Origin of the sequence: Streptomyces mobaraensis, from assembly GCF_020099395.1 — a bacterium.
GTDB lineage: Bacteria > Actinomycetota > Actinomycetes > Streptomycetales > Streptomycetaceae > Streptomyces.
Window position 1 is genome coordinate 5247857 of the sequence record NZ_CP083590.1, and the last position, 20542, is coordinate 5268398.

The following is a 20542-nucleotide window of genomic DNA, read 5'->3' on the forward strand; positions in this document are numbered from 1 at the left end:
TCGCCGTCTTCCGGACGACGAGGCGCCGGGCGCCGGCGTAAGGGGCGGTGGCGTACGAGGCGTTGGCGTACCGGGCGGCGCGCGGCGCCCCCGTGTGCCGTGGGCGGTCGCCCTGGCGCTGTCGGCGGCCGGGGCGCTCGTCGCCGGCGCGCGGGACGACGGACTCGTGCCCTCGCTGGTCTACGCGGCGGCGGCTTTCCTCTCGCGGTGCTGGTCCGGCGCGTCAGCGGGGCGGCCGGCCGGGACGGTGAGACGCGCGTCACTCGCGGAGTCGTCACACCGCGGCGGGGTGCCCCGTCTGAAAGGCGACAGCGAAACAGCGATGTGACCAGGGAGTCCACATGAACGCGCGTCTGAACCTCTTCGGTGACCCGCAGGCCGCCACGGTCGTCAAGCACCTCGTCGCGGCGGGCAAGGTCGTGACGGACTCGGGGCTGCCGGCCGCGACGCAGGAGCTGGTGAAGATCCGCGCCAGCCAGATCAACGGCTGCGGCTTCTGCCTCGACATGCACGTCAAGGAGGCCGCCCACGCGGGCGAGACCGCGACCCGGCTCCACCTGGTCGCGGCCTGGCGGGAGGCCACAATCTTCACCGAGGCCGAGCGGGCCGCCCTGGAGCTGGCGGAGCAGGGCACCCGCATCGCCGACGCGGCCGGCGGGGTCCCCGATGAGGTGTGGGCGAACGCCGCCAAGCACTACGACGAGCGGCAGCTCGCCGGCCTGGTGTTCCTTATCGGCCTCATCAATGCCTTCAACCGCATGAACGTCATCATCCAGCAGCCCGCCGGGGACTACCGGCCCGGCCAGTTCGCCTGACCGGCCGGTCAGGCTGACCGGCCGGGCCGGGCAGGTTGGGCCGGCGGGTGCGTCAGCGGTCGTCGGCGGCGGTGAGGTGGAGGGTCAGGCCGCCGTCCGCCGCGGCCTCCACGCGGACCCCGGTGAGGTCCGGGACGTGTGCGTCGGGAGCGTGGGCCCCCGCGCGGGGGCCCACGCCGACCACGCGCATGCCGGCCGCGCGGCCGGCCGCGATGCCCGCGCCCGAGTCCTCGAAGACGACGCACTCGTGCGGGGCGAAGCCCAGTTCGGCGGCGGCCTTGAGGAAGCCCTCGGGGTCGGGCTTGCTGGCGCCGACGTTCTCGGCGGTGACGCGGACGGCGGGCATCGGCAGCCCGGCGGCGGCCATGCGGGCCTCGGCGAGGGGCCGGTCCGCGGAGGTGACGAGGGCGTGCGGGAGTCCGGCGAGGGCGCTCATGAACGCGGGGGCGCCGGCGACCGGGACCACGCCGTCCATGTCGGCGGTCTCGGCCTCCAGCATGCGCCGGTTGTCCTCGTGGTTGAGCTCCATGGGGCGGTCGGGGAGCAGGGCGGCCATGGTGGCCCAGCCCTGGCGGCCGTGGACCACCTTCAGGGCCTCGTCCGCGTCCAGCCCGTGCTCCTCGGCCCAGCGGCGCCAGCAGCGCTCGACGACCACGTCGGAGTTGACGATGGTGCCGTCCATGTCGAGGAGTACGGCCTTGATCGCACCAATGGACTCGGACCTGGGCATGCTGTGCTCCTGCGGGGGTGGGGCGGGCGTCGCCGGGCTCGCCCCCGGGCGAGCGGCTCCGCTTTGTTCCTCCACGATACAAAAGAGGGAGGGGCGCGCCAAGAGTGCCCCTCAGCTGTGCCCGCGCCCGCTCAGGCGTGCGCTCTCAGGCGTGCGCTCGCAGGTGGGTGCGGTGGCGGCGGTGGTACGCGACCACGACGGCGGCGGTGAGCGGACCCCAGGCGAGCAGGGGGGCGTAGCAGAGCCGCATCAGGAGGAGCCAGGGGCCGTGCGGGTCGGCGTCGCCGCCGGCCACGCCCATGAGGAGCTGCGCGGCCGGCAGCACCGTGAAGATCAGGGTCAGCAGCGCGGCGCCGGTGCCCGCGACGGCCGTCACCGCGGCCGGGCGGACCGCCCGCCCGCCGAACGCCGGCACCCACCGCGGCACGCGTTCGCCCCACGGGCGCGTCAGCCCGACGGTGAGGAGCGTGACCGCCTCGGCCAGCAGGCTCAGCCCCAGGAGCGCGGGGGTTCCCCAGCCGGGCACCTGGAGCCGGTCGCGCAGCGCGTCCGCCTCGTAGCCGACGGGGATCCCCACGGCCGGCGCCACCCGCCACAGGCTCGACGGGAGCACGCAGAGCGCGGCGACCCGGGCGGCGCGTACGGCACGACGGGACGCTGGCGGGGTGGTGGTGCGACGCGCCGGAGCGGCCGGGACGAGCGGGGTCGGCGGCGTGCGGCGGGGAGTGAGGGGCGCGGTGAGGGGCATGGGTTCATGCTGTCCCGCGAGCCGGGAGTGGCGGCTCCTCCCGGGGGAGGGTCCGGCTCCGCCGGGAGGGTGAAGGCGGCGCCCGGGTGGGGGTGGGGGAGCGGGGCACTTGGGGGCGGGATGAAAGTCGCTGGTCGTGGGGTGCGGGCTGTGCTTCCATGCCGCGATGGAGAGTGAGAGCGAGTCCGGCGCGAACGTCTTCGTGCGGGTACGGCGGCGGGTGGATCAGGACCTCCAAGCCTGCGTGCGGGCGCTGGCGGAGACGCATGAGCGCGATGGCTACCCCGTGAACTGGCCCGATTCTCCCGAGGCTTGGCTGACGCCGGAGGTGCTCGTCGCCTCGTGGGTCGCGGAGGCGGACGGACGTGTCGTCGGGCACGTCGGTCTGTCCCGGAGCGGCGCGGGGGACGTGGCGCCCGGGCTGTGGAGCGCTCGTGCCGGGGCGGGCGCCGGTGCGACCGCCGTGGTCGGCCGGCTGTTCGTCGCTCCTTCGGCGCGCGGCCGCGGGGTCGGTGCGCTGCTGATGGCGCGGGCCGTGGAGGAAGCGCGGGAACGCGGTGCGCATCCGGTTCTGGATGTGGTGGCCACCGACGTCGCGGCGGCGGCGCTGTATGAGCGGCTCGGCTGGCAGTTGCTCGCCACGGTCGAACAGGAGTGGGGGCCGGGGCAGAAGGTGGCCATCCGGTGCTATGCGGCCGGGACTTGAGGGTGCGGTGCGGTGCCATGCGGCGGGGGTGTGAGTGTGGTGTCCGCCCTGCGTCCGGGGTGCGGTCGTGCGTCAGGGTCGCTGTGGTTCGAGGGTGAGGGTGAGCGTCAGGGCCGTTGCGGTCTGAGGGTGCGGTCGTGCGTCAGGGCCGTTGTGGTTCGAGGGCGCGGGTGTGCGTCAGGGCTGCTGTAGTTCGAGGGTGTGGGTGTGCGTCAGGGTCGCTGTGGTTCGAGGGCGCGGGCGTGCGTCAAGGCCGTTGCGGTCCGGCGGCGCAGGCGTCGCGTAGTGAGTGGATGGCCGGACGGAGGCGCCCCTTCGGGGTGGCCCCTGCGTGTGCGGGCCGCGAACGGCCGTCGTACCCCCGCCGATTGGTGGCCCTTACATCGTTCGCGTGGCTTACGCGACGTCAGCCGGTACGGCCTGTAAGGGCCGCGCCGTCCTCCCCCGGGGCGATGTCCGTGCCCCAGGGGATTTCTACCGTGGCGGACATGTCCAAGAATCCCGCACGTCGTTCCGTACAACACCCCGCTCGCAACGGGCGCGGCCGCACGAGCGCGGTCGCCGCCGCGGCCCTGCTCGGCGCGCTCGCCGTCTCCCAGATACCCGTCGTCGCCGCCGCGGCCCCGGCCGCCACCGGCGCCCAGGCCGTCCGGACCGCCCGGGCCGGAGGGGCCGCGCCCGAGGTGCCCGCCCCCACCGTCCGGCAGGCGATCGGGGAGAGGACCCTCCGTCTCGTCGACGAGGCCCGGACGGACCCCTGGAAGCCGTCCGCCGGGAAGCGCGAGCTGATGGTCTCGGTCTGGTACCCGGCGGCGCGGTCCGCCCGCGGCTCCACGGCGCCGTACGTCTCGCCGGCGCTCTCCGAGGCGCTGTACGGCAACGCCAAGCTGAGCACCGTGCGCACCCACGCCGTCGTCGACGCCGAGCCGGCGGCCGGCGGGGCCCGGCCGCTCGTCGTGCTCTCGCCGGGGTTCGGGCAGAGCCGGGCGTCCCTCACCTCCGTCGCCGAGGAACTGGCGAGCCGCGGCTACGTGGTGGCCGGGGTGGACCACACCTACGAGGCCGCCGTCGAGTTCCCGGGCGGCCGGATCGAGCAGTGCGCCGTCTGCGGATCGGAGCAGCGCGACAACGCGGCGGTGGTGCGCAACCGCGCCAAGGACCTCCGCTTCGTCCTCGACCGGCTTACCGCCGGCTCCCCGGCCGTGCCCGGCCTGCGGATCGACCGCGCCCGGATCGGTGTCGCCGGGCACTCCATCGGCGGCGCGGGCGCCGTCGAGGCGGCCGGGCAGGACGCGCGGGTGGCCGCCGCCGCCGACATGGACGGCGACTTCTTCACCGAGCCGCCCGCCGGCGGCGTCAAGAAGCCGGTGCTACTGCTCGGCGCCGCCCGCGCGGGCGACCTCGGCGGGCCCATGGACACCTGGAGCCCCGCCTGGAAGGGCATGACCGGCTGGAAGCGCTGGCTGGACGTGGGCAAGGGCGGCCATATGACCTTCACGGACATGCACTGGCTCGCGGATCAGGTCGGTCTGCCGGAGGGGGTGCCCCCGGAGGACGCGGCGGGTGCGTTCGGCACGCTCCCCAGCGACCGCGCCAACGCGCTCACCCGCGCGTACCTCGTCGCCTTCTTCGACAAGCAGCTCCGCAACGCGCCCGGGAAGCTGCTCGACGGCCCGTCGGCGGAGTTCCCGGAGGTGGCGTTCCTGAAGCAGGAGGAGGGCGGCGGCCCGGCCAAGTAAGGAGGAACCCTCGGGGGCGGCGGGGTGGGGCGTGAGAGAACAAGCGGTTCCGCCCGCCGGTCAGGGAGTGCGGGCGGAACCACTTTGTTTCCCAAAGATACAAAAAGTCCCGCCATTCGCGCCAACGCCCCAGGTCAGCGGGGTCGCGAGGGGGCTGCGGGGCGGCTGTGACGGCGTATCCCGGCGGGCCCCGGACGGCCATCCGGACGACGATGGGAAGGCGACGCGCCGGAACCGGTCCGCACCACGGAAACCGGTCCGACCCCGGACCCCGTCCCCGAGGAGGCGCTGCCATGTCCCAGGAGACCCCGGGCACCCCGGGCGTACCCGGCACCCCGAGCAGCCCGGGCGTACCGGGAGCCCCAAGCGGTCCGGGTGTACCGGGCGCCTCGGGTGCCGCTCCGGATGCCACGGACGTTACGGGCACCGCGCCGTCCGCTGCGCCCGCCGCGCCCGCCCCCGGCGACGAGCACCCCGCCCGTACCGTCCGGCTCGCGATCGGCGCCCTGCTGCTGGGCATGCTGCTCGCGGCGCTCGACCAGACGATCGTGTCCACCGCCCTGCCCACCATTGTCAGCGACCTCGGCGGCCTGGAGCACCTGTCCTGGGTGGTCACCGCCTACATGCTCGCCTCCACGGCGGCCACCCCGCTGTGGGGCAAGCTCGGCGACCAGTACGGCCGGAAGAAGCTCTTCCAGACCGCCATCGTGATCTTCCTGGTCGGCTCGGTGCTGTGCGGCATCGCGCGGAACATGCCGGAGCTGATCGCCTTCCGGGCCGTCCAGGGCCTGGGCGGCGGCGGGCTCATGGTGCTGTCGATGGCGATCGTCGGCGACATCGTCCCGCCGCGCGAACGCGGCCGCTACCAGGGTCTGTTCGGGGCGGTCTTCGGCGGGACGAGCGTGCTGGGACCGCTGCTCGGCGGACTGTTCGTCGACCACCTCAGCTGGCGCTGGGTGTTCTACATCAACGTCCCCGTGGGCATCGTCGCGCTCGCCGTCATCGCGGCCGTCCTGCACATCCCCGTCCGCCGCACCCCGCACCGCATCGACTACCTCGGCACGTTCCTCATCGCGGGCGTGGCCACCTGCCTGGTACTGATGACCTCGCTGGGCGGGGTCAGTTACCCCTGGTCGTCCTGGCAGATCATCGGGCTCGGGGTGCTGGGCGTGCTGCTGCTGGTGCCGTTCGTCCTCGTCGAGCGGCGGGCGGCCGAACCGGTGCTGCCGCTCGGGCTGTTCCGGAACCACACCTTCACCCTCTGCTCGGTGATCGGCTTCGTCGTCGGCTTCGCGATGTTCGGCTCGATGACCTACCTGCCGACGTTCCTCCAGGTCGTGCACGGCGTCACACCGACGCTCTCCGGCGTCCACATGCTGCCCATGGTCGCCGGCATGCTGATCTCGTCCACCGCCTCCGGACAGATCGTCAGCCGCACCGGCCGCTACAAGGTCTTCCCGATCGCCGGCACCGCCGTGATGTGCGTCGGCCTGCTGCTCCTGCACCAGTTCCAGCCGGCCACCAGCACCACCGTGATGAGCGTCTGCTTCTTCGTGTTCGGCTTCGGGCTGGGCCTGGTGATGCAGGTGCTCGTGCTCATCGTGCAGAACTCCGTCGCCTACGAGAACCTCGGCGTCGCCACCTCCGGCGCCACCTTCTTCCGGTCCATCGGCGCGTCGTTCGGCGTCTCCGTCTTCGGCACGATCTTCAGCAACAAGCTCGCCCCGCGCGTCACCGACGCCCTCGCCGGCGTCCCGCTGCCGCCCGGGCTCAACCCCGGCACGCTCACCGCCGACCCGCGCGCCGTCGACCGGCTGCCCGCCGCCGCCAAGGGCGGCGTCCTCGCCGCGTACTCCGACTCCATCACCGACGTCTTCCTCTACGCCGTCCCCGCCGGGATCGCCGCCTTCGTCCTCGCCTGGTTCCTGCGCGAGGAACCGCTGCGCGCCGGGGTCACCGCCCCCGACCACAGCGAGGTCGTCTCCAGCAACCCCGTCGAACGCTCCTCGCACGACGAGGTCGCCCGCGCCCTGTCGCTGCTCGGCAGCCGCGAGGGCCAGAAGCGGATCTACGAGCGCATCACCGAACGCGCCGGGCTCGACCTGCACCCCGCCGCGAGCTGGCTGCTGCTGCGCACCCGGCGGAACGGATACGCCGAGCCGGCCGCCCTCGCCGAACGCGTCGACGTCCCGCTGCGCGTCGTCACCGACGCCGTCCGGCAGCTCGAAGCGGGCCGGCTGGTACGGCGCGAGGGCCTCCGCATCTACCTCACCGACGTGGGCCGGGACCAGGCCGACCTGCTGTTCCGGGTACGGGAGGAGTCGCTCGCGGAGCTGCTCGGCGACTGGTGGACCCCGGACCGGCCGACGGACCTCGACGCGCTCGTCCACGAGCTGTGCGCCGAACTGTGCGGATCGGACGCGGAGCAGCCGCAGGACGGGGAGCGGCGGCACGACCTGGCCGATCACCGGCATCCGTGAGGGGTGCTCCTGCCGTCCGCGCCGTTCAGCGCCTTTCCCAGCCACACCTCCGTGTAAGGGCCGTGCACATAGGGCGCGATGGCGGTGTAGCCGTGCCGGGCGTACAGCGCCCGGGCCTCCGTCAGGTCGCGGCGCGTCTCCAGCACCACCCGTTCCGCGCCCCAGCCGCGCGCGGCCTCCTCCACGGCGGCGAGCAGCGCGGCCCCCACGCCGTCGCCGCGCCGCGCGGGGTGGACGAACATCCGCTTGAGCTCGGCGGTACGGGCGTCGAGCCGCCGCACTCCGGCGCAGCCCGCCGGTTCGTCCCCGAGGTGGGCGAGGAGGAAGACGCCGTCGGGCGGGGCGAGGTCGTCGCTCGGGTCCTCGGCGAGGTGCCGCTCGATCTCCTCGGGGGTGGCGGTGCGGCCGTGATGCAGCAGGTACCAGCGGTCCGCGACGTCGGTCAGGTACGCGCGGAGGACGAGCGCCGCCTCGGGGGAGGCGACGGGGTGGGGCGTGACGGTGAGGGTTTCCTCCGCACCTGTGCCGGTGCCGGTGCCGGTGCCTGTGCCGGTGCCTGTGCCTGTGCTGCCCGGGGTCTGTCGCGTGGTCGTCATGGACGGGAGCGTGGCAGCCGGGCCGTGTGCGGCGCTCGGGGTTTTCGGGGGCGGGATGCGCTCCGGCCCGTACTCCGGGTCCCTTGTCCCCCGGTCCGTACCCCCGACGGGACCACCGTCCGGACGACGTGAGGGTGCACCCGTACGGGCGAGGCTCGGCCCGGAGTGCGGGCGTCGTCCCGCGCTCCCCACCCTTCCCCCATCCCTCCCGCACCCCATCTCGACGTCCCGCCGCCCGGAATGACCGGCCTTGCGGGCAAAGCGCCCCCTAGGGGGATGCATTCCGGCCACGTTCGGCGTCTTTGAGGTGACCTGGGGGCGACCTGCGGCTGTTCCGCAGTACTCAGTAAGGTCTCAAAGAGCCGGACGAGGGTGACCGAGCTGGGCGACCGGAGGAGCGGCAAGGCGTGGTGGAAGCAGAGCGGAGCGGGGCGGGCGATGCGCGGCGGGCGGGTTCGCGGACCGTCGTGGCGCTGGGAGCCCTCTGGCTGATCGCCGGGTTCCTGGCCGTGCGCCAGGCGGCGGTGGTGCTGCGGAGACCGCCCGACCGCCGGTTCACGGACCTGGCCACGTGGATAGGGGAGCACGGCGTCCTGCGGACGCGCGGTTCGTTCTACGAGGACGACCGGTTCACCGGCACCCCGGTCGGCGGCCTGGTGCTCAGACCGCTGACGAACGCCGCCGAGCGCAGCCTCGGCATCGGCTGGACGCTGGCGACGCTGCTGCTCGTCGTCGCCGTCGCGCTGGTCGCCGCCCGCGCGCTCCCCGGGCCGCTCTCCCGCCGTACCGCCCTCCTGGCCGCTCCCGTCGCGGTGAGCGTGACCGTGCTGTCGCTGCCGGTCCGCAGCACCTTCAGCCTCGGCCAGACCAGCATCATCCCCGTTCTCCTCGTCCTTCTGGCCTGCTGCGTACCGCGGTTCGCCCAGGGGGCCGGGCGGGCGAGCGGCGTCCTCGTCGGCGTCGCGGCGGCGCTGCAGCCGGCCGTGCTCCTGTTCGCCCCGCTGCTGTGGCTGACCGGCCGCCGCCGCGCGGCCGTCACCGGCGGCGCGACGTTCGCCGCCGCCACCGCCCTGGCGTGGGCGGTGGCGCCCGACGACTCCTGGACGTACTGGGTCCACCACATCGCCGGCGCCGGCCTCGGCGACAAGCCCGACGGGCTGACCAACCAGTCGCTGCACGGCCTGCTGCTCCGCCTCGGCCTGCACGGGCCGGTGGAGATCGCGCTGTACGGCGTGCTGGCCGTCGCCGTCGCCGTGCTCGGCCTGCGCCGTGCCGCGCACTACGCGCGCGACGGGCAGCCGCTGCTCGCCACGGCCATCACCGGGTGCGTCGCGGTCGCGGTCTCGCCCACCGCCTGGCAGCACCAGCAGCTGTGGATCCTGCTGGCCATCGCCGGGCGCGTCGGCAAGCGGCGCGCGGACCGGCTGGTGTGGCCCGTCCTCGTCGTGCTCGTCATGACGCTGAACCACACGATCATCGTCCCGGACAACCCCGTCCTCGTCCCGATCGGCGACAACGCGCCGCTGCTCGCCGCGCTCGCCGCCGCCTGTGCCGTGCCGTTCCTCACCCGCACCTCGCCGATGTGGGACCGGCCGGCGCCGACGCCGGTCGCCGAGCCGCAGCGGGGCCGGTTCGCGTGGGTGCCGCTGCTGCGGTTCTGGAAGCGGCCGCTCAACCGGCCCAATCTGCTGCTGGAGTTGATGCTGATACGGGTGGGCTACTTCGTCTACTCGTACATCCGCGCCAGCGCCCCCGACGAACGGGCCCTCGCGGAGTCGCACGGCCGGCAGATCATCGGTGCCGAGGAGTTCCTGCACATCGACTTCGAGCATGGCTTCAACCACTTCGTGGCGGGCATCGGCTGGCTCACGGACGCCATGAACTACTACTACGGCACCTTCCACTTCCTGGTGCCGCTGTCCTTGCTGGCTTTCCTGTACGTGCGCCGCCCGGCCACCTACCGGTGGGCGCGCACGGCCCTGGCCCTGGCCACGCTGCTTGCGCTGGTCGGCTTCTGGGCGTACCCGCTGGCCCCGCCGCGCCTGATGCCGGGCCGCGGCTTCATCGACACGGCGAACGGCCCGCAGGACCTGTCCAACCCCGACTTCGGCGCGCTCACCGACCTGTCCAACCAGTACGCGGCGATGCCCTCGCTGCACATCGGCTGGTCGCTGTGGTGCGGTGTCATGATCGCGGTCGTGGCGCCGAAGCTGTGGATGAAGGCGCTGGGGATGGTCTACCCGATGATGACCTTCCTGGTGATCATCGGCACGGCCAACCACTACGTCCTCGACGCGTGCGGCGGCGCGCTGGTGGTGGCGAGCGGGTTCGGCATCCAGTACGCGCTGACCGGCCCGGGCCGCACGGCCCTGGCCCGGATCCCCGCGGCCCGCAGCGGCAGCGACGCACCGGAACCGGCGCCGGCGGCGCGGGTCTGAGGGGCGGGCTCGTCCCTCGTCCTTCCCGCCCGGGTGCGGGTGTCCCTCGTCCTTCCCGACCGGGCGCGGGTCGACGTCCGACGGCCGCCAGCGGTCCGGCTCCGGCCGGACGATGCTGGCGGCATGACGACGACATCCGCGACGACGGCACCCACGACGACTGCGGCCGGTGCGGAGGCCGCGCAGGCCGCACAGGCCCAGGCGCCGGCGTCCCCGGCCGACCCCCTGTCCGTCCTCAAGGGCATGTACGAGGCCGAGGCCCGCTACCTCGCCGCCGGCGGCCCCGGTGCCGCCTCGTTCGACCTCCTCGCCCGCTACTTCGACCACGACGTGGTGCTGCACCAGGCCGATTCCCTCCCGTACGGCGGGACCTGGCACCGGCACGACGGTATGGCCCGGTTCTTCCTGGCGATGAGCCTGGCCTGGGAGCGGTTCGACATCCTCGACCAGCGGTTCCTCGGCGTCGAGGGCGAGACGGTCGTCGTCCACAGCCGCGTCCGCGCCCGGGCCCGCGCGACCGGGCGGGAGCTGGAGTTCCCGATCGTCCAGACGATAGAGGTGCGGGACGGGCGGATCGCCCGCGTCCGGCCCTTCTACTGGGACACCGCCGCGATCGCCGAGGCGTGCGCGGAGCCGGCCCCCGCCCGCCGACGGGGGCGCGGCGGGCGGGGGAGCGCGACGGGTCCGGCCGTCACCGGTCCCGGCGGGGAGCGGGCGTCACTCGCCGACGAGGACGCGTGACGCCGGGTCGGTGACGTCCGTGACGTCGTAGACCGCGCTGAACGCGGACGTCTTGGCGGCCGTCGGGCAGCCGAAGCCGCCCTCGACCTTCACCGGCGCCGGGGCGCTGGTGAGGGTGATCTGCGACGGGTTGTCGGCGTCGCCGTTGGTGAACACGGCCGGCAGGGTCGCCGGTCCGGTGGGCGCCGCCGTGACGGTGCAGGACGCCAGGCCGGTCGTGGTGAGCTTGAAGCCCGCGGCGGGCATGCCCAGGGTGGCGACGATCGGGTCGCCGTTCTGCATGGCGACGGTCCAGGTGCCGGAGGTCTCCACGGCCGCCCTGACGCCGGGCATGCTCGTCGTGCAGCCGGTGAACGAGGGCGGGTTGATGTCGTTGCTCACCGGGCCGGACGCGTTGTGGTTGCCCGGGGCGTCGGGGATGCGGTTGTTGGCGCTGCCGGGCGAGGGCGCGGAGCTGGAGACCGTACACGTGACGGTGACGGAACCGGCCTTGAACGTCGCCTTCCCGTTGAGCGTCGCGGTGAAGGAGTGGCCTGCGGGGGTGACGGTGGTGGAGGCGGCGTCGGCCGCCGAGGCCTTCCCGGACGCGGCGGTTCCGGCCGTGGCGGTTCCGGCGCCGGTGAGGGCGAGCGCGGCGGCCAGGGATAAGCCGGCCCCGGCGGCGAACAGGGTGCGGGCACGGGGACGGGGGAGCGGTGCGGTCATTGCGGCTCCTTCGGTGGGAGGGGCGGTGCGTGGGGGACCTTGCGGAGGGGGACGCGTGGGGGTGCGGCGGGTGGGGCGGGTACGGCGGGTGGGACCGCAGGGGGAGCCGGGGCCGCCGCCGGATCGCCCGGCAGCGGCTCGACGGGCTCGAAGGGCTCGACGGGCTCGTCCTCCGGTCCGTCTGGCGGCGGTTGCTGTGGTTGCTGTGGCTGGTGCGGCTGCCAGGCGAAGACCATGCTTCCGCCGATGACCCCGAGCAGGGTCCCCAGCAGGAACCCGCCGAGGTTGGAGAGGACCAGCGCGGCCGCGGCGCACATGACGGTGACGATCCCGGCGAACATCCGGTAGGAGGGGGCGAACCAGGCGCTCAGCCCCATCATGATCATCACCAGTCCCATCAGGATCGACAGGATGCCGGTGATCCCCTGGACCAGCATGATCTTCAGCGGCCCCAGCGGAATGGCGCAGATCTCGGCCCCCGCGAGGGTGCTGAGCAGGCCACCCCAGAAGGGGCGGCCCTTGCGCCACGTCCGCCAGGCCAGCCAGGGATGACGGCGTGCCTCGGTGCCGGACGTCACGTCAGAAGCACTCCGACTTGCCCTTGTGGAGTTTGAGACTCAGCCCGGAGAGTTTGAACTTGGCGGCGGTCGTGGCGTACGCGACCTGTTTGACGTCCTTGATGGTGACCTTGTCGGCCTGCTGCGCGAACAGGTCCTGCATGCCCTGTGCCGTGGCCGGGCCCTTGTCCAGGGTGGAGGCGTCGCGGCCGATCTCGATGTTGTCGAAGTCGGCGTCGCCTTCGAGCTGGGTGACGTCCAGGACCAGGTCCTTGGCCTCCACCGGGTGGTTCGGGTCGTTGCCCGCCGAGATGTTCAGCGAGAAGGTCCCGACGATGGGGATGGTCGTCACCACGGACTGGCACAGGTTGTTGATCTTCGCCTTCTTCAAGGCGGTCACGGCCACGGGGAAGGGGTGGTCCTCGCCGTTGCGCAGGTTGTAGTCCAGCCCGCCGTACTGTGCGAACCCCTCGCCCGTCATGCTCTTCGCCGAGACCTTGAACTCCTGCCCCGACACGGCGAACGAGGCGGCCAGCGCGCCCTGCGAGAGTGCCACGGCCAGCGCGCCCGTGACCGCGAACCCGGGGACGGCCAGTACGGCGAATTTCCGCCACCTGACCCGACCCGTCACCTGTCTTCCCTGTGCGTCCTTCATGCTGCGTGTCCCCTCCGTGGGCGGTGCGACAACGCTGCCGGAGTGTCGTGCGTGCCCGTGCCGGCCGCGATGTCCGCGTGGTGGCAGAGGTGCGAGGTGCGTTTAGGGGTGTGCGTGGTGCACTTGGCGTACCTGTGGTGTACCTGGTTTACGTGCTGCAGGTGACCTGAGGAGGCGTCCGCCGCGCCCAGGCGCGACACGGCGGACGCGCAGGGGACGAACCCGCCGTCCCGCAAGGTGTACCCGAGAGTAAGTCCGCCGCCGGGCACTGACAAGGGCCCGGGTGCACGCCGATTCGGGTCGGTGGTAAGGGGGTTGGCGGCCCGTCCCGGCCGGCGGAGGAGTCCGTGCCGGCCGCGAGGACGGCGGCCTGGACCCGGTTGGCGACGCCGAGCTTGCCGAGGACCGCTTTGACGTAGTCCTTGACGGTGGCCGTGCTGATGCTCAGCCGTTCGCCGATCTCGGCGTTGGTCAGCCCCTGCCCGAGCAGTTCCAGCGTCTGCCGCTCCCGTACCGACAGCCGGTACAGCCCCCGGGCGCCGTCCCGGGCCGGGGCGGACGCCGGGTGGTGGCGGCACAGCCGGCGCACCAGGGGCGCGGACAGGCAGCCGGCCCCCGTGGCCAGGGCCCGGACCGAGCGGACCAGTTCCTCCGGCGCGGTGTCCCGGAGCAGGAACCCGGTGGCGCCCAGCCGGAGGGACTCCGCGATGTGGTGATCGCTGTCGAGCGCCGTCAGGACCGCCACGTGCGGCGGCGCCTCCAGGGCCCGCAGCCGCCGCAGTACGGCGAGCCCCTTGGCCGCGGGCGGCCGTACGCCGAGCAGGACGACGTCGGGGCGGCACTCCGCCGCCGTCCGCGGCGCCTCCGCGACCGGGCACACGGCCGGCACGGAGATGCCGTGGGCGGTCTCCAGGACCAGTCGCATCCCGGTGCTCAGCAGCGCCTCGTCGTCGGCGATCAGCACCCTCACCGTGTTCGGTGTCCCCATCGGTGCGACATATCCCACCGTTCCCCACCCCCCACACGCCGACCGGGGCCGATGCCCCGGATCTTGGGCCGAGGGTAACTCCGGGGAGCGGTGGAACCCGAGGCTCCACAGGTGCCCCGGGACGGAGTGCGACGGAAGATCCGTTCTGCCGAACTCCGCCCGTTCTCCGAGGGGTTGATCCCCTCCTTCGGGGGGTCCGGCCCCCTCGTCGGGAGGTACCGGCCGGTCCGTGGTCCAGGCCACGATGCGGCTGCCCCCGTCCGTTGCCCGAGGTTCCCCGAAGTCCCCCGGCGTACCCCGGCGTTCCGCGATCGCGCCGCCGGGCGCGCGTGGCGTACTCCACGGCCGGCGCCGGCGGGAGCGCATGTCTCCCGCCTCCGGACGGAGGCGCTCGGTGATCCGTTCTCGTGCGATGCACGACCAGGAGAGGGCAGGAATGCACAGATCCAGACAGAGAGCAGACGGAACCCGGAAGGGTGGCGGAACGCGGCGCGTCCTGCCGTCCGTCCTGCCGGCCGTTCTGAAGGGCGTCGCACTCGCCACCGTGGCGTCGCTGACGTTCACCACGGCCGCCGAGGCGGCGCCCTTCCGCGGGCCGGCGGTGCTGCGGAAGCCGGCGGTCCGGGCCGACGGCGGCACCGACGACGCGGCCGGGCTCGGCTACGACACCCGCAACGACCGCTGCCTCGCCGGTCAGTTGCTCAACTGGGGCGAGGTGGAGACCAAGACGGTCGCCGGCTCCCTCCTCGACGGCCCCGAGGCCACGCTGCGCGAGGCCGTCGACGGCGGCCTCTGGTCGTACGGCGGCCCGCTGGGCGACGCCAAGGGGCGGGACGAGAAGGCGACGCGGGCCTATCTGGAGGCGTGGAACACCCGGTACAAGGACTGGGAGAACACGCTGGAGCCGCTGAACCCGTACTGGCACGCGCCCGAGAAGCTGTGGCACGCGCCGGAGTTCGGCGAACCGATACGCCAGTACCTGATCCACGACATCCCCTTCCGCTACCGCCACCCGGAAGCGACCGACGCGGCGAAGGAGCAGGCGCAGAAGGTCGCGGAGACGGCGGACGAGCAGGACCGCAACGTCTTCCGGATGCTCGGGGCCACCCACGGGCCGGGCGACATCCGCTCGTTCATCGAGCGCGGCGGCTACCCCAAGGCGACCCCGGAGACCGGCACCGTCGAGTTCCGCACGGAGGTCGAGGCCGTCAAGGCGCGGTGGGCCGGCTGCGACGTGCGCACGCCGTTCGACCCGTACCACGTCCTCGGGCCGGTGATCCGCGCCGCCCACGCGGAGTGGCAGGCCGAGCTGGCCGGGCAGGCGAAGGCGCGCACCGCCGTCGTCACCGCGCAGACCGCCGCCGTGCGCCACCTGCGCACCGCCACGGACGCGATGGTCAAGGCGTCCGGCCAGGCGTGGGTGGCGGACGCCGTCCTGCAGTGGCAGAGGTACCAGAACGACGAGCGCAAGGCCGGCCGGAAGGTCCCCGACGCCTCGGTGTTCCGGCAGGCCGACGCCGTGCTGAAGGACGCCAGGAGCCAGGCCGACGCCGAGGCCAGGCGCGCCGAGCAGGCCGCCACGGCGGCCAAGGGCGAGGGCGCCAAGGTCGCCGCGGCCCAGGACGAGGCCGCCAAGGCGGCCGACGCCATCGGCGCGCCGCGCGGCCGGGGGCTGGAGTACGCGCAGCAGGCCGCGCAGGTCGCCCGGGCCTCCGTCGCCGCCACGGAGGCGGCGGCGAAGTCCGCCCGGACCGCCTCGCACGCCACCAACGCCACGGTCAAGGACAGCAAGACGCTGGCGGCGCTCGCCGAGACCCAGGCGCACGCCGTCCAGGCCGAGTACCACCGGGCGGCGGCCCAGGAGGCCGCGGCGCAGGCCAAGGCGGCCGCGGACTCGGCCGGCCGGCAGGCCGCCGGGGCGAAGGGCGCGATGGAGAAGGCCGAGGCCGCCAAGGCGACGGCCGAGAAGGCCGAGACGACGGCCCGCGACGCGGCGAAGGACGCCTCGGAGAAGCGGGCCGTCGCCGAGCGCGAGCGGGACAACGCCAAGAAGTACCGCGCCGACGCGGACGCCCAGCGGAACCGTGCGGCGGAGGCCGACAAGCGGGCCCAGGAGCAGAAGTCGCGGGCGGCGGAGGCGTTGGAGCGGGCGCGGGGCCTGGGACGCACCGTCGACGAGAAGGCGAGCGTCGCGGAGGCCGCCGAGGAGAAGGCGTCCACGGCACGCCGGCAGGCCGAGGACGCCGAGCGCCGGAAGAGCGCGGCGGAGTCCCGGGTCAAGGCCCTGGAAGCGGCCGCCGCGGCGGCCGAGGGAACCGGGGCGGCCGGCGAGGCGCGCAGTGCCGCGAACGAGGCGAAGTCCGAGGCCACGGCGGCGACGGACGCCGCCTCGAAGGCGCGCGGGGCGGCCGACGACGCGACGTCCGCGGCGGTCGCGGCGCGTGCGGACGCGGTCAAGGCCAACGGCGCGGCCGTGCGGGCCCGGGCGGCGTCCGACGCCGCCGCCTCCGACGCGGCCGTCACCCGGTCCGCGCTCGCCACCGCACACGCCGCGGCGGCGGAGGCCATCGAGGCGTCCGAACAGGCGGCGAGGAACGTCCGTAACGCCGAGAAGGAGGCCAAGAAGGCCGCCGAGGCCGCGGACACGGCCCGCAAGGAGGCCGAGGCGGCCCGCTCGGAGGCCCGGAAGGCCGACGCCACCAGCGCCGAGGCCGTCGGACACGCCCACGCCACCGCGCAGGCCGCGGCGGCCGCCCGGGACGCGGCGGCCGAGGTCGCCCGGCCGGCGGCCGTGGCCATCGGGCTCGGCGGCCCGTACCAGGAGAAGGACGCCTCGGCGGGGCTGTCGGTGATCGTCGGACAGACGTCCAAGACGCTCGCCGAGCAGCAGGCCGCCGCCGCGCAGGCGAAGGCGGACGAGGCGGCGCGTGCCGCCAAGGAGGCCAAGGAACTGGCGGCGAAGGCGAATCGGGACGCCAAGGCCGCGGCCGAGGCGGCGGCAGCGGCGGCGGACGACGCGGCGCGGGCCGCCCGGTATGTCGCGGAGGCCCGCGGCTACGCGGCCCGGGCCAAGGCGGCGGCCGAGGCCGCGCAACGGGCCGAGGCCAACACCAACCGCTCCAACGAGCAGGCGCACAAGGACGCCTACCTCGCCGACGCGGCGGCGGGTACGGCCGAGGCGGAGGCCGCCGCGGCCCGGAACAGCGCCGACGAGGCCGAGAAGGACGCGGGCAGCGCCCGGAAGGCGGCCGGCTCGGCCGAACGCGATGCGTCGGCCGCGCGGGACTCGGCCGCGAAGTCGGACCGCAACGCCACCTCGGCCGAGCAGGCCGCCGAGCACGCCAGGGACGAGGCCGGCCGGGCGGACCAGGCGGCCACCCGGGCCGAGGCGGAGGAGCGGGCTCGCCAGGAGGCGGCCCGCAAGAAGGCGATGGAGACCGGCAGCACCGGCGTCTCCGGAGGGGGCGGTCCCGACCTGGGGACCGATGACGAATCGGTGCTCCTCCGCGTCTGCGGCCGGACCTGCCTCGACGAGTACCGCGGGGCCCAGAAGGCCGCCTCCATGAGTGTCGTCGACTGGGCCAAGGAGAACGGCGGCGGGATCCTGCTCGAAGTGCTCGGCGTCAACAACGTCAAGCGCTGCTTCGGTGAAGGGGACGTCGAGAGCTGCCTGTGGGCACTGGTCGACGCGGCGGGCTGGCTCACGGTCATCGCCAAGATCAAGCCCATCGGCACGGCGATCTTCCGGGTCGCCACGGGGATCTCCGGGTTCTTCGAGAAGGCGCAGTGGGGCAAGCGCACCACGGACCGGCTGCGGAAGCTCATCGAGCGGGGCCGGAAGGCCCCCGACCGGAAGCCGCCCGTCTGCGTCGTTCCCTCGGCGCGGTTCGGTTTCGCGCCCGGGCACCGGGTGGCCGCGGCCGCCCAGTCGGCCGACTGCATGCCGCCCGGCCTGACCGACGAGAGCGAGCGGTACGTCCGGTCGAAGCACTTCAACGGTGGCGGGCGGGTCGACGAGACCAAGGGCCTGTTCAACGAGAGCGTCGATTTGGACGAGCTGGCCGACCACGCGGCGGGATTCCCCGCGCATGTCAACGACCGCGGGAACTTCGAGCGGGAGGTGAACTTCGGTAAGCCGGTGGGCGAGACGTCGGCGAATGACGGGGCGAGGGAGACCTCCTGGTTCATGCTCGTCCAGGACAGGTTCGGCGGGGTCATCACCATGTACCCGATTCCGCCCCGTTAGTTGCCCGCTCCGACGACCAGGAGGTACGTGAACATGGGAATGGCCGTCTTCATCGAGAACCAGCTCCACGAGCGGATCGGCGAGGTCCTCGACGACCGGGACGAATCCTTCATGCGGGCCTGCGAGTCGGGTCACCGCCGGTCCCTGCTCTTCGCGGTCGACAGACACGGGGACACCATGTTCAACCCCTTCCAGCTCACGCTGTTCCTGAAAGAACTCCGTGAACTGCCGGCCGAGGCACGGACGGACACGGTCCGTGCGGTGGAGCGGGCCGCCGAGTCGGCGATCAGGGAACGGGGGTACCTCTTCTTCTCGGGTGACTAGGCGGGCCGCCGCCGGGGCGCGCCGTCGCCCCGGAAACCCCGTCGGCCGTCGGCGCCCGGCCGCGTACCCTTCCCCGCGTGAACGGACGACGGCGGAAGAAGCGGGACAGGCGGCTCGTCGCGGCGGTGATGTGCGAGGAGACCGCAGAGGCCAGGGCGCTGCTGCGGGCCGGGGCCGACCCCGGCGCGGCCGACGCCGGCGGGATGACGGCCCTGTACGCCGCCGCCGTCGACGGCCACACGGACCTCGTCCGCCTCCTGCTGGAGGCCGGGGCCGGGCCCGACGCGGAGAGCGCCGGGCCCGGCTCCGAGGGGACGCCGCTGTGTGCCGCCGCGTGCTGGGGGCACGTCGGGACCGTGCGGGTGCTGCTCGCGCACGGTGCCGATCCCGGTCTGCGGGAGGAGGGCGGCAGGGGCCTCGCGCCGCTCGACTGGGCGCTGCACGGGGGGCACGAGGAGACCGTTCAGGTACTGGTCGCGGCGGGGGCGCGGCACCGGGGGGAGCGGCACCGGCTGCGGCCGGGCCAGCTGACTCATCCCGCCCCCTGCCAGTGGTCTTCTGCCCACGGACGGTACAGCGGCGTTGAGGGCGGCACTCATCGTCCCTTCGCGGGGCTGTCCCCACGCCCGCGCTTTCGTCCGCTCCCGCGCCCGGGGGCCGGGAATGGCCCGTGGGTGTTGCCGCGCACGGTCAAGGGCGTCGGGGCCGTGCGGCCCTGGTGAGGGCGGGGCCGCCGCACGCGGAAACGGCGGCGGCCGCCCGTTCCCGTCGGGGAAGGGCGGCCGCCGCCGTTCGCGAGTCGTCTCCGGGCGGGCCGGTCAGTACGACTGGTGGGCCTGCCAGTAGGACCAGGCGCCGCAGGGGCTGCCGTAGCGGTCCTTCATGTAGTCCAGGCCCCACTTGATCTGCGTGGCGGGGTTGGTCTGCCAGTCGGCGCCGGCCGAGGCCATCTTCGAGGCCGGCAGGGCCTGGACGAGGCCGTAGGCACCGCTGGAGGCGTTGGTGGCGGTGGGGTTCCAGCCGCTCTCATGCTCGACGATCTTGCTGAAGCACTGGAACTGGCCCTCATCCTTGATCATCTGCCGGGCGGTCTCCTGCGCGGCGGCCTGCGGCGCGGCGGTCGCGGCCTGGGCCGGACCGGAGGCGAGGACGGCGCCCGCGGCGGCCAGGGCCACGGCGGCACCGGCGCCGGCGGTCAGCTTGCGGGAGGCGAGGCGGCTGATGGTCGAGAACGTCACGGAGGAGAACCTTCCGTCGGGGGCAGGACAGCGCCGCCGGACCGTGCGGTCCCTGGCGGCTCGACCAACCTGCGGGACGGTTCCCGGGCGGTGCAACGACCGCCGATTACTAGGCCCGGGCGGAGGCGGGCGGGAGCGCTCGCCGCCCGGGTGCGTGGAGTTGACGGAGTCCGCTACGAAAGAGGGTCGTTTGTGGCTCGGGTCACGTGGGGGCCCTCACGGGTTTGTAATACTCGGGTACCGTGAACATCTCTTACGGCATACGGCGGGCCGAGGTATCCGACGCGCGCGCCCTCACCCGGCTGGTGCGGTCCTCCCGCGCGTACCGCGGCCGGTACGCGCCGATGGTCGAGCGGTACACGGTCGGCCCGGACTACGTCGTCGCGCACGAGGTCTACGTCGCCGAGGCCGAGGACCCCTCCGCCGGCCCCGGCGGGCTGGTGGGCTTCTACGCGCTGCTCCTCGATCCGCACGAGCTGGACCTGATGTTCGTCGCCGACGCGGCGCAGGGGCGCGGCGTCGGCCGGGCCCTGGTGACCCATATGAAGGAACGGGCCCGGGCCGCCGGGCTGACCTGGGTGCGGGTCGTCTCGCACCCGCCGGCCGAGGGCTTCTACCGGTCGGTGGGGGCCGTGCCCATGGGCACGCTGCCCGCGAGGCCGGGGATCGCGTGGGAGCGCCCGGAGCTGGTGTTCCCGCTCGGCCTGTCCGCGGAGGAGGCGGTGGCGGTGGCGGAGGCGGCTACGGCGTGAGGGGGCCGCTACGGCGTGATGGGGGCCGCTACGGCGTGAGGGGGGCGCCGGGGCGCGATGGGGTGGCCGCGTGACGGCGGCGCC

The 20542-nt window shown here is 74.1% G+C and carries 17 protein-coding genes and 1 pseudogene; 10 read left to right on the forward strand and 8 right to left on the reverse strand.

The annotated features are described in order from the left end of the window. The first annotated feature begins 341 nt into the window (after window positions 1-341). Complete coding sequence (locus K7I03_RS23045) at window positions 342-815, forward strand: carboxymuconolactone decarboxylase family protein (RefSeq protein WP_185940628.1); 474 nt, start codon at window positions 342-344, stop codon at window positions 813-815. A gap of 52 nt (window positions 816-867) precedes the next feature. Here K7I03_RS23045 and K7I03_RS23050 read toward each other — a convergent pair whose 3' ends face one another. Both K7I03_RS23050 and K7I03_RS23055 read right to left on the reverse strand, forming a co-directional pair. Further along, entirely contained in the window at window positions 868-1545 is a 678-nt protein-coding gene (locus tag K7I03_RS23050; protein WP_185940627.1) for an HAD-IA family hydrolase, read from the reverse strand. 145 nt (window positions 1546-1690) lie between these two features. Beyond that, entirely contained in the window at window positions 1691-2293 is a 603-nt protein-coding gene (locus tag K7I03_RS23055) for a hypothetical protein (protein ID WP_185940626.1), read from the reverse strand. Between the two features lie 166 nt (window positions 2294-2459). Here K7I03_RS23055 and K7I03_RS23060 point away from each other — a divergent pair, with 166 nt between their 5' ends. From K7I03_RS23060 to K7I03_RS23070, 3 genes are all read left to right on the forward strand, one after another. Then, a complete protein-coding gene (locus K7I03_RS23060) occupies window positions 2460-2999 on the forward strand; it encodes a GNAT family N-acetyltransferase (protein WP_185940625.1) in 540 nt (179 codons plus the stop codon). A gap of 488 nt (window positions 3000-3487) precedes the next feature. After that, complete coding sequence (locus K7I03_RS23065; protein ID WP_185940624.1) at window positions 3488-4738, forward strand: alpha/beta hydrolase family protein; 1251 nt, start codon at window positions 3488-3490, stop codon at window positions 4736-4738. A 293-nt stretch (window positions 4739-5031) separates the two neighbouring features. Beyond that, window positions 5032-7218, forward strand: a complete 2187-nt coding sequence (locus K7I03_RS23070) for a DHA2 family efflux MFS transporter permease subunit (protein WP_185940623.1) — start codon at window positions 5032-5034, stop codon at window positions 7216-7218. Here the strand turns inward: K7I03_RS23070 and K7I03_RS23075 are convergent. After that, window positions 7203-7814: a GNAT family N-acetyltransferase gene (locus K7I03_RS23075; protein ID WP_224347173.1), complete on the reverse strand. Its 612-nt coding sequence runs from the start codon at window positions 7812-7814 to the stop codon at window positions 7203-7205. The genes K7I03_RS23070 and K7I03_RS23075 overlap by 16 nt on opposite strands. A gap of 407 nt (window positions 7815-8221) precedes the next feature. Here K7I03_RS23075 and K7I03_RS23080 point away from each other — a divergent pair, with 407 nt between their 5' ends. Together K7I03_RS23080 and K7I03_RS34100 are read left to right on the forward strand one after the other, a co-directional pair. Continuing rightward, complete coding sequence (locus tag K7I03_RS23080) at window positions 8222-10252, forward strand: bifunctional glycosyltransferase 87/phosphatase PAP2 family protein (RefSeq protein ID WP_185940622.1); 2031 nt, start codon at window positions 8222-8224, stop codon at window positions 10250-10252. 123 nt (window positions 10253-10375) lie between these two features. Next, window positions 10376-10993 (forward strand): nuclear transport factor 2 family protein, encoded by a 618-nt coding sequence (locus K7I03_RS34100; RefSeq protein WP_185940621.1) that lies wholly within the window; start codon window positions 10376-10378, stop codon window positions 10991-10993. On the opposite strand, the gene K7I03_RS23090 is transcribed toward K7I03_RS34100, so the two are convergent. The 4 genes from K7I03_RS23090 to K7I03_RS33885 all read right to left on the reverse strand — a co-directional run bounded on the left by K7I03_RS23090 (window position 10970) and on the right by K7I03_RS33885 (window position 13898). Continuing rightward, window positions 10970-11698 carry a hypothetical protein gene (locus tag K7I03_RS23090; protein WP_185940620.1) on the reverse strand — a complete coding sequence of 243 codons (729 nt, stop codon included), beginning with the start codon at window positions 11696-11698 and terminating at the stop codon, window positions 10970-10972. The two genes, K7I03_RS34100 and K7I03_RS23090, sit on opposite strands and share 24 nt — an antisense overlap. After that, the gene (locus K7I03_RS23095; RefSeq protein WP_185940619.1) at window positions 11695-12276 is read right to left on the reverse strand and encodes a DUF6114 domain-containing protein; all 582 of its coding nucleotides are present in this window, start codon (window positions 12274-12276) and stop codon (window positions 11695-11697) included. The genes K7I03_RS23090 and K7I03_RS23095 overlap by 4 nt, the downstream gene beginning before the upstream one ends. A gap of 1 nt (window position 12277) precedes the next feature. Then, a complete protein-coding gene (locus K7I03_RS23100) occupies window positions 12278-12910 on the reverse strand; it encodes a DUF6230 family protein (RefSeq protein WP_185940618.1) in 633 nt (210 codons plus the stop codon). 148 nt (window positions 12911-13058) lie between these two features. Continuing rightward, window positions 13059-13898 (reverse strand): LuxR C-terminal-related transcriptional regulator, encoded by an 840-nt coding sequence (locus K7I03_RS33885; protein WP_185940617.1) that lies wholly within the window; start codon window positions 13896-13898, stop codon window positions 13059-13061. A gap of 436 nt (window positions 13899-14334) precedes the next feature. Here K7I03_RS33885 and K7I03_RS23115 point away from each other — a divergent pair, with 436 nt between their 5' ends. The 3 genes and pseudogenes from K7I03_RS23115 to K7I03_RS23125 all read left to right on the forward strand — a co-directional run. After that, window positions 14335-18144, forward strand: coding sequence for a hypothetical protein (locus tag K7I03_RS23115; RefSeq protein WP_185940616.1), 3810 nt, complete (start codon window positions 14335-14337; stop codon window positions 18142-18144). A 27-nt stretch (window positions 18145-18171) separates the two neighbouring features. Then, on the forward strand, window positions 18172-18468 hold the full coding sequence (locus K7I03_RS23120; protein WP_185940615.1) for a hypothetical protein: 297 nt from the start codon (window positions 18172-18174) through the stop codon (window positions 18466-18468). Between the two features lie 77 nt (window positions 18469-18545). Then, window positions 18546-18965: pseudogene (locus K7I03_RS23125) on the forward strand (ankyrin repeat domain-containing protein); the annotation flags it as partial. Between the two features lie 321 nt (window positions 18966-19286). Here K7I03_RS23125 and K7I03_RS23130 read toward each other — a convergent pair. Next, window positions 19287-19706, reverse strand: coding sequence for an aggregation-promoting factor C-terminal-like domain-containing protein (locus K7I03_RS23130; protein WP_185940614.1), 420 nt, complete (start codon window positions 19704-19706; stop codon window positions 19287-19289). A 242-nt stretch (window positions 19707-19948) separates the two neighbouring features. On the opposite strand from K7I03_RS23130, the gene K7I03_RS23135 reads away from it, so the two are divergent. Then, window positions 19949-20458, forward strand: coding sequence for a GNAT family N-acetyltransferase (locus K7I03_RS23135; RefSeq protein ID WP_185940613.1), 510 nt, complete (start codon window positions 19949-19951; stop codon window positions 20456-20458). The last annotated feature ends 84 nt before the right edge of the window (window positions 20459-20542 follow it).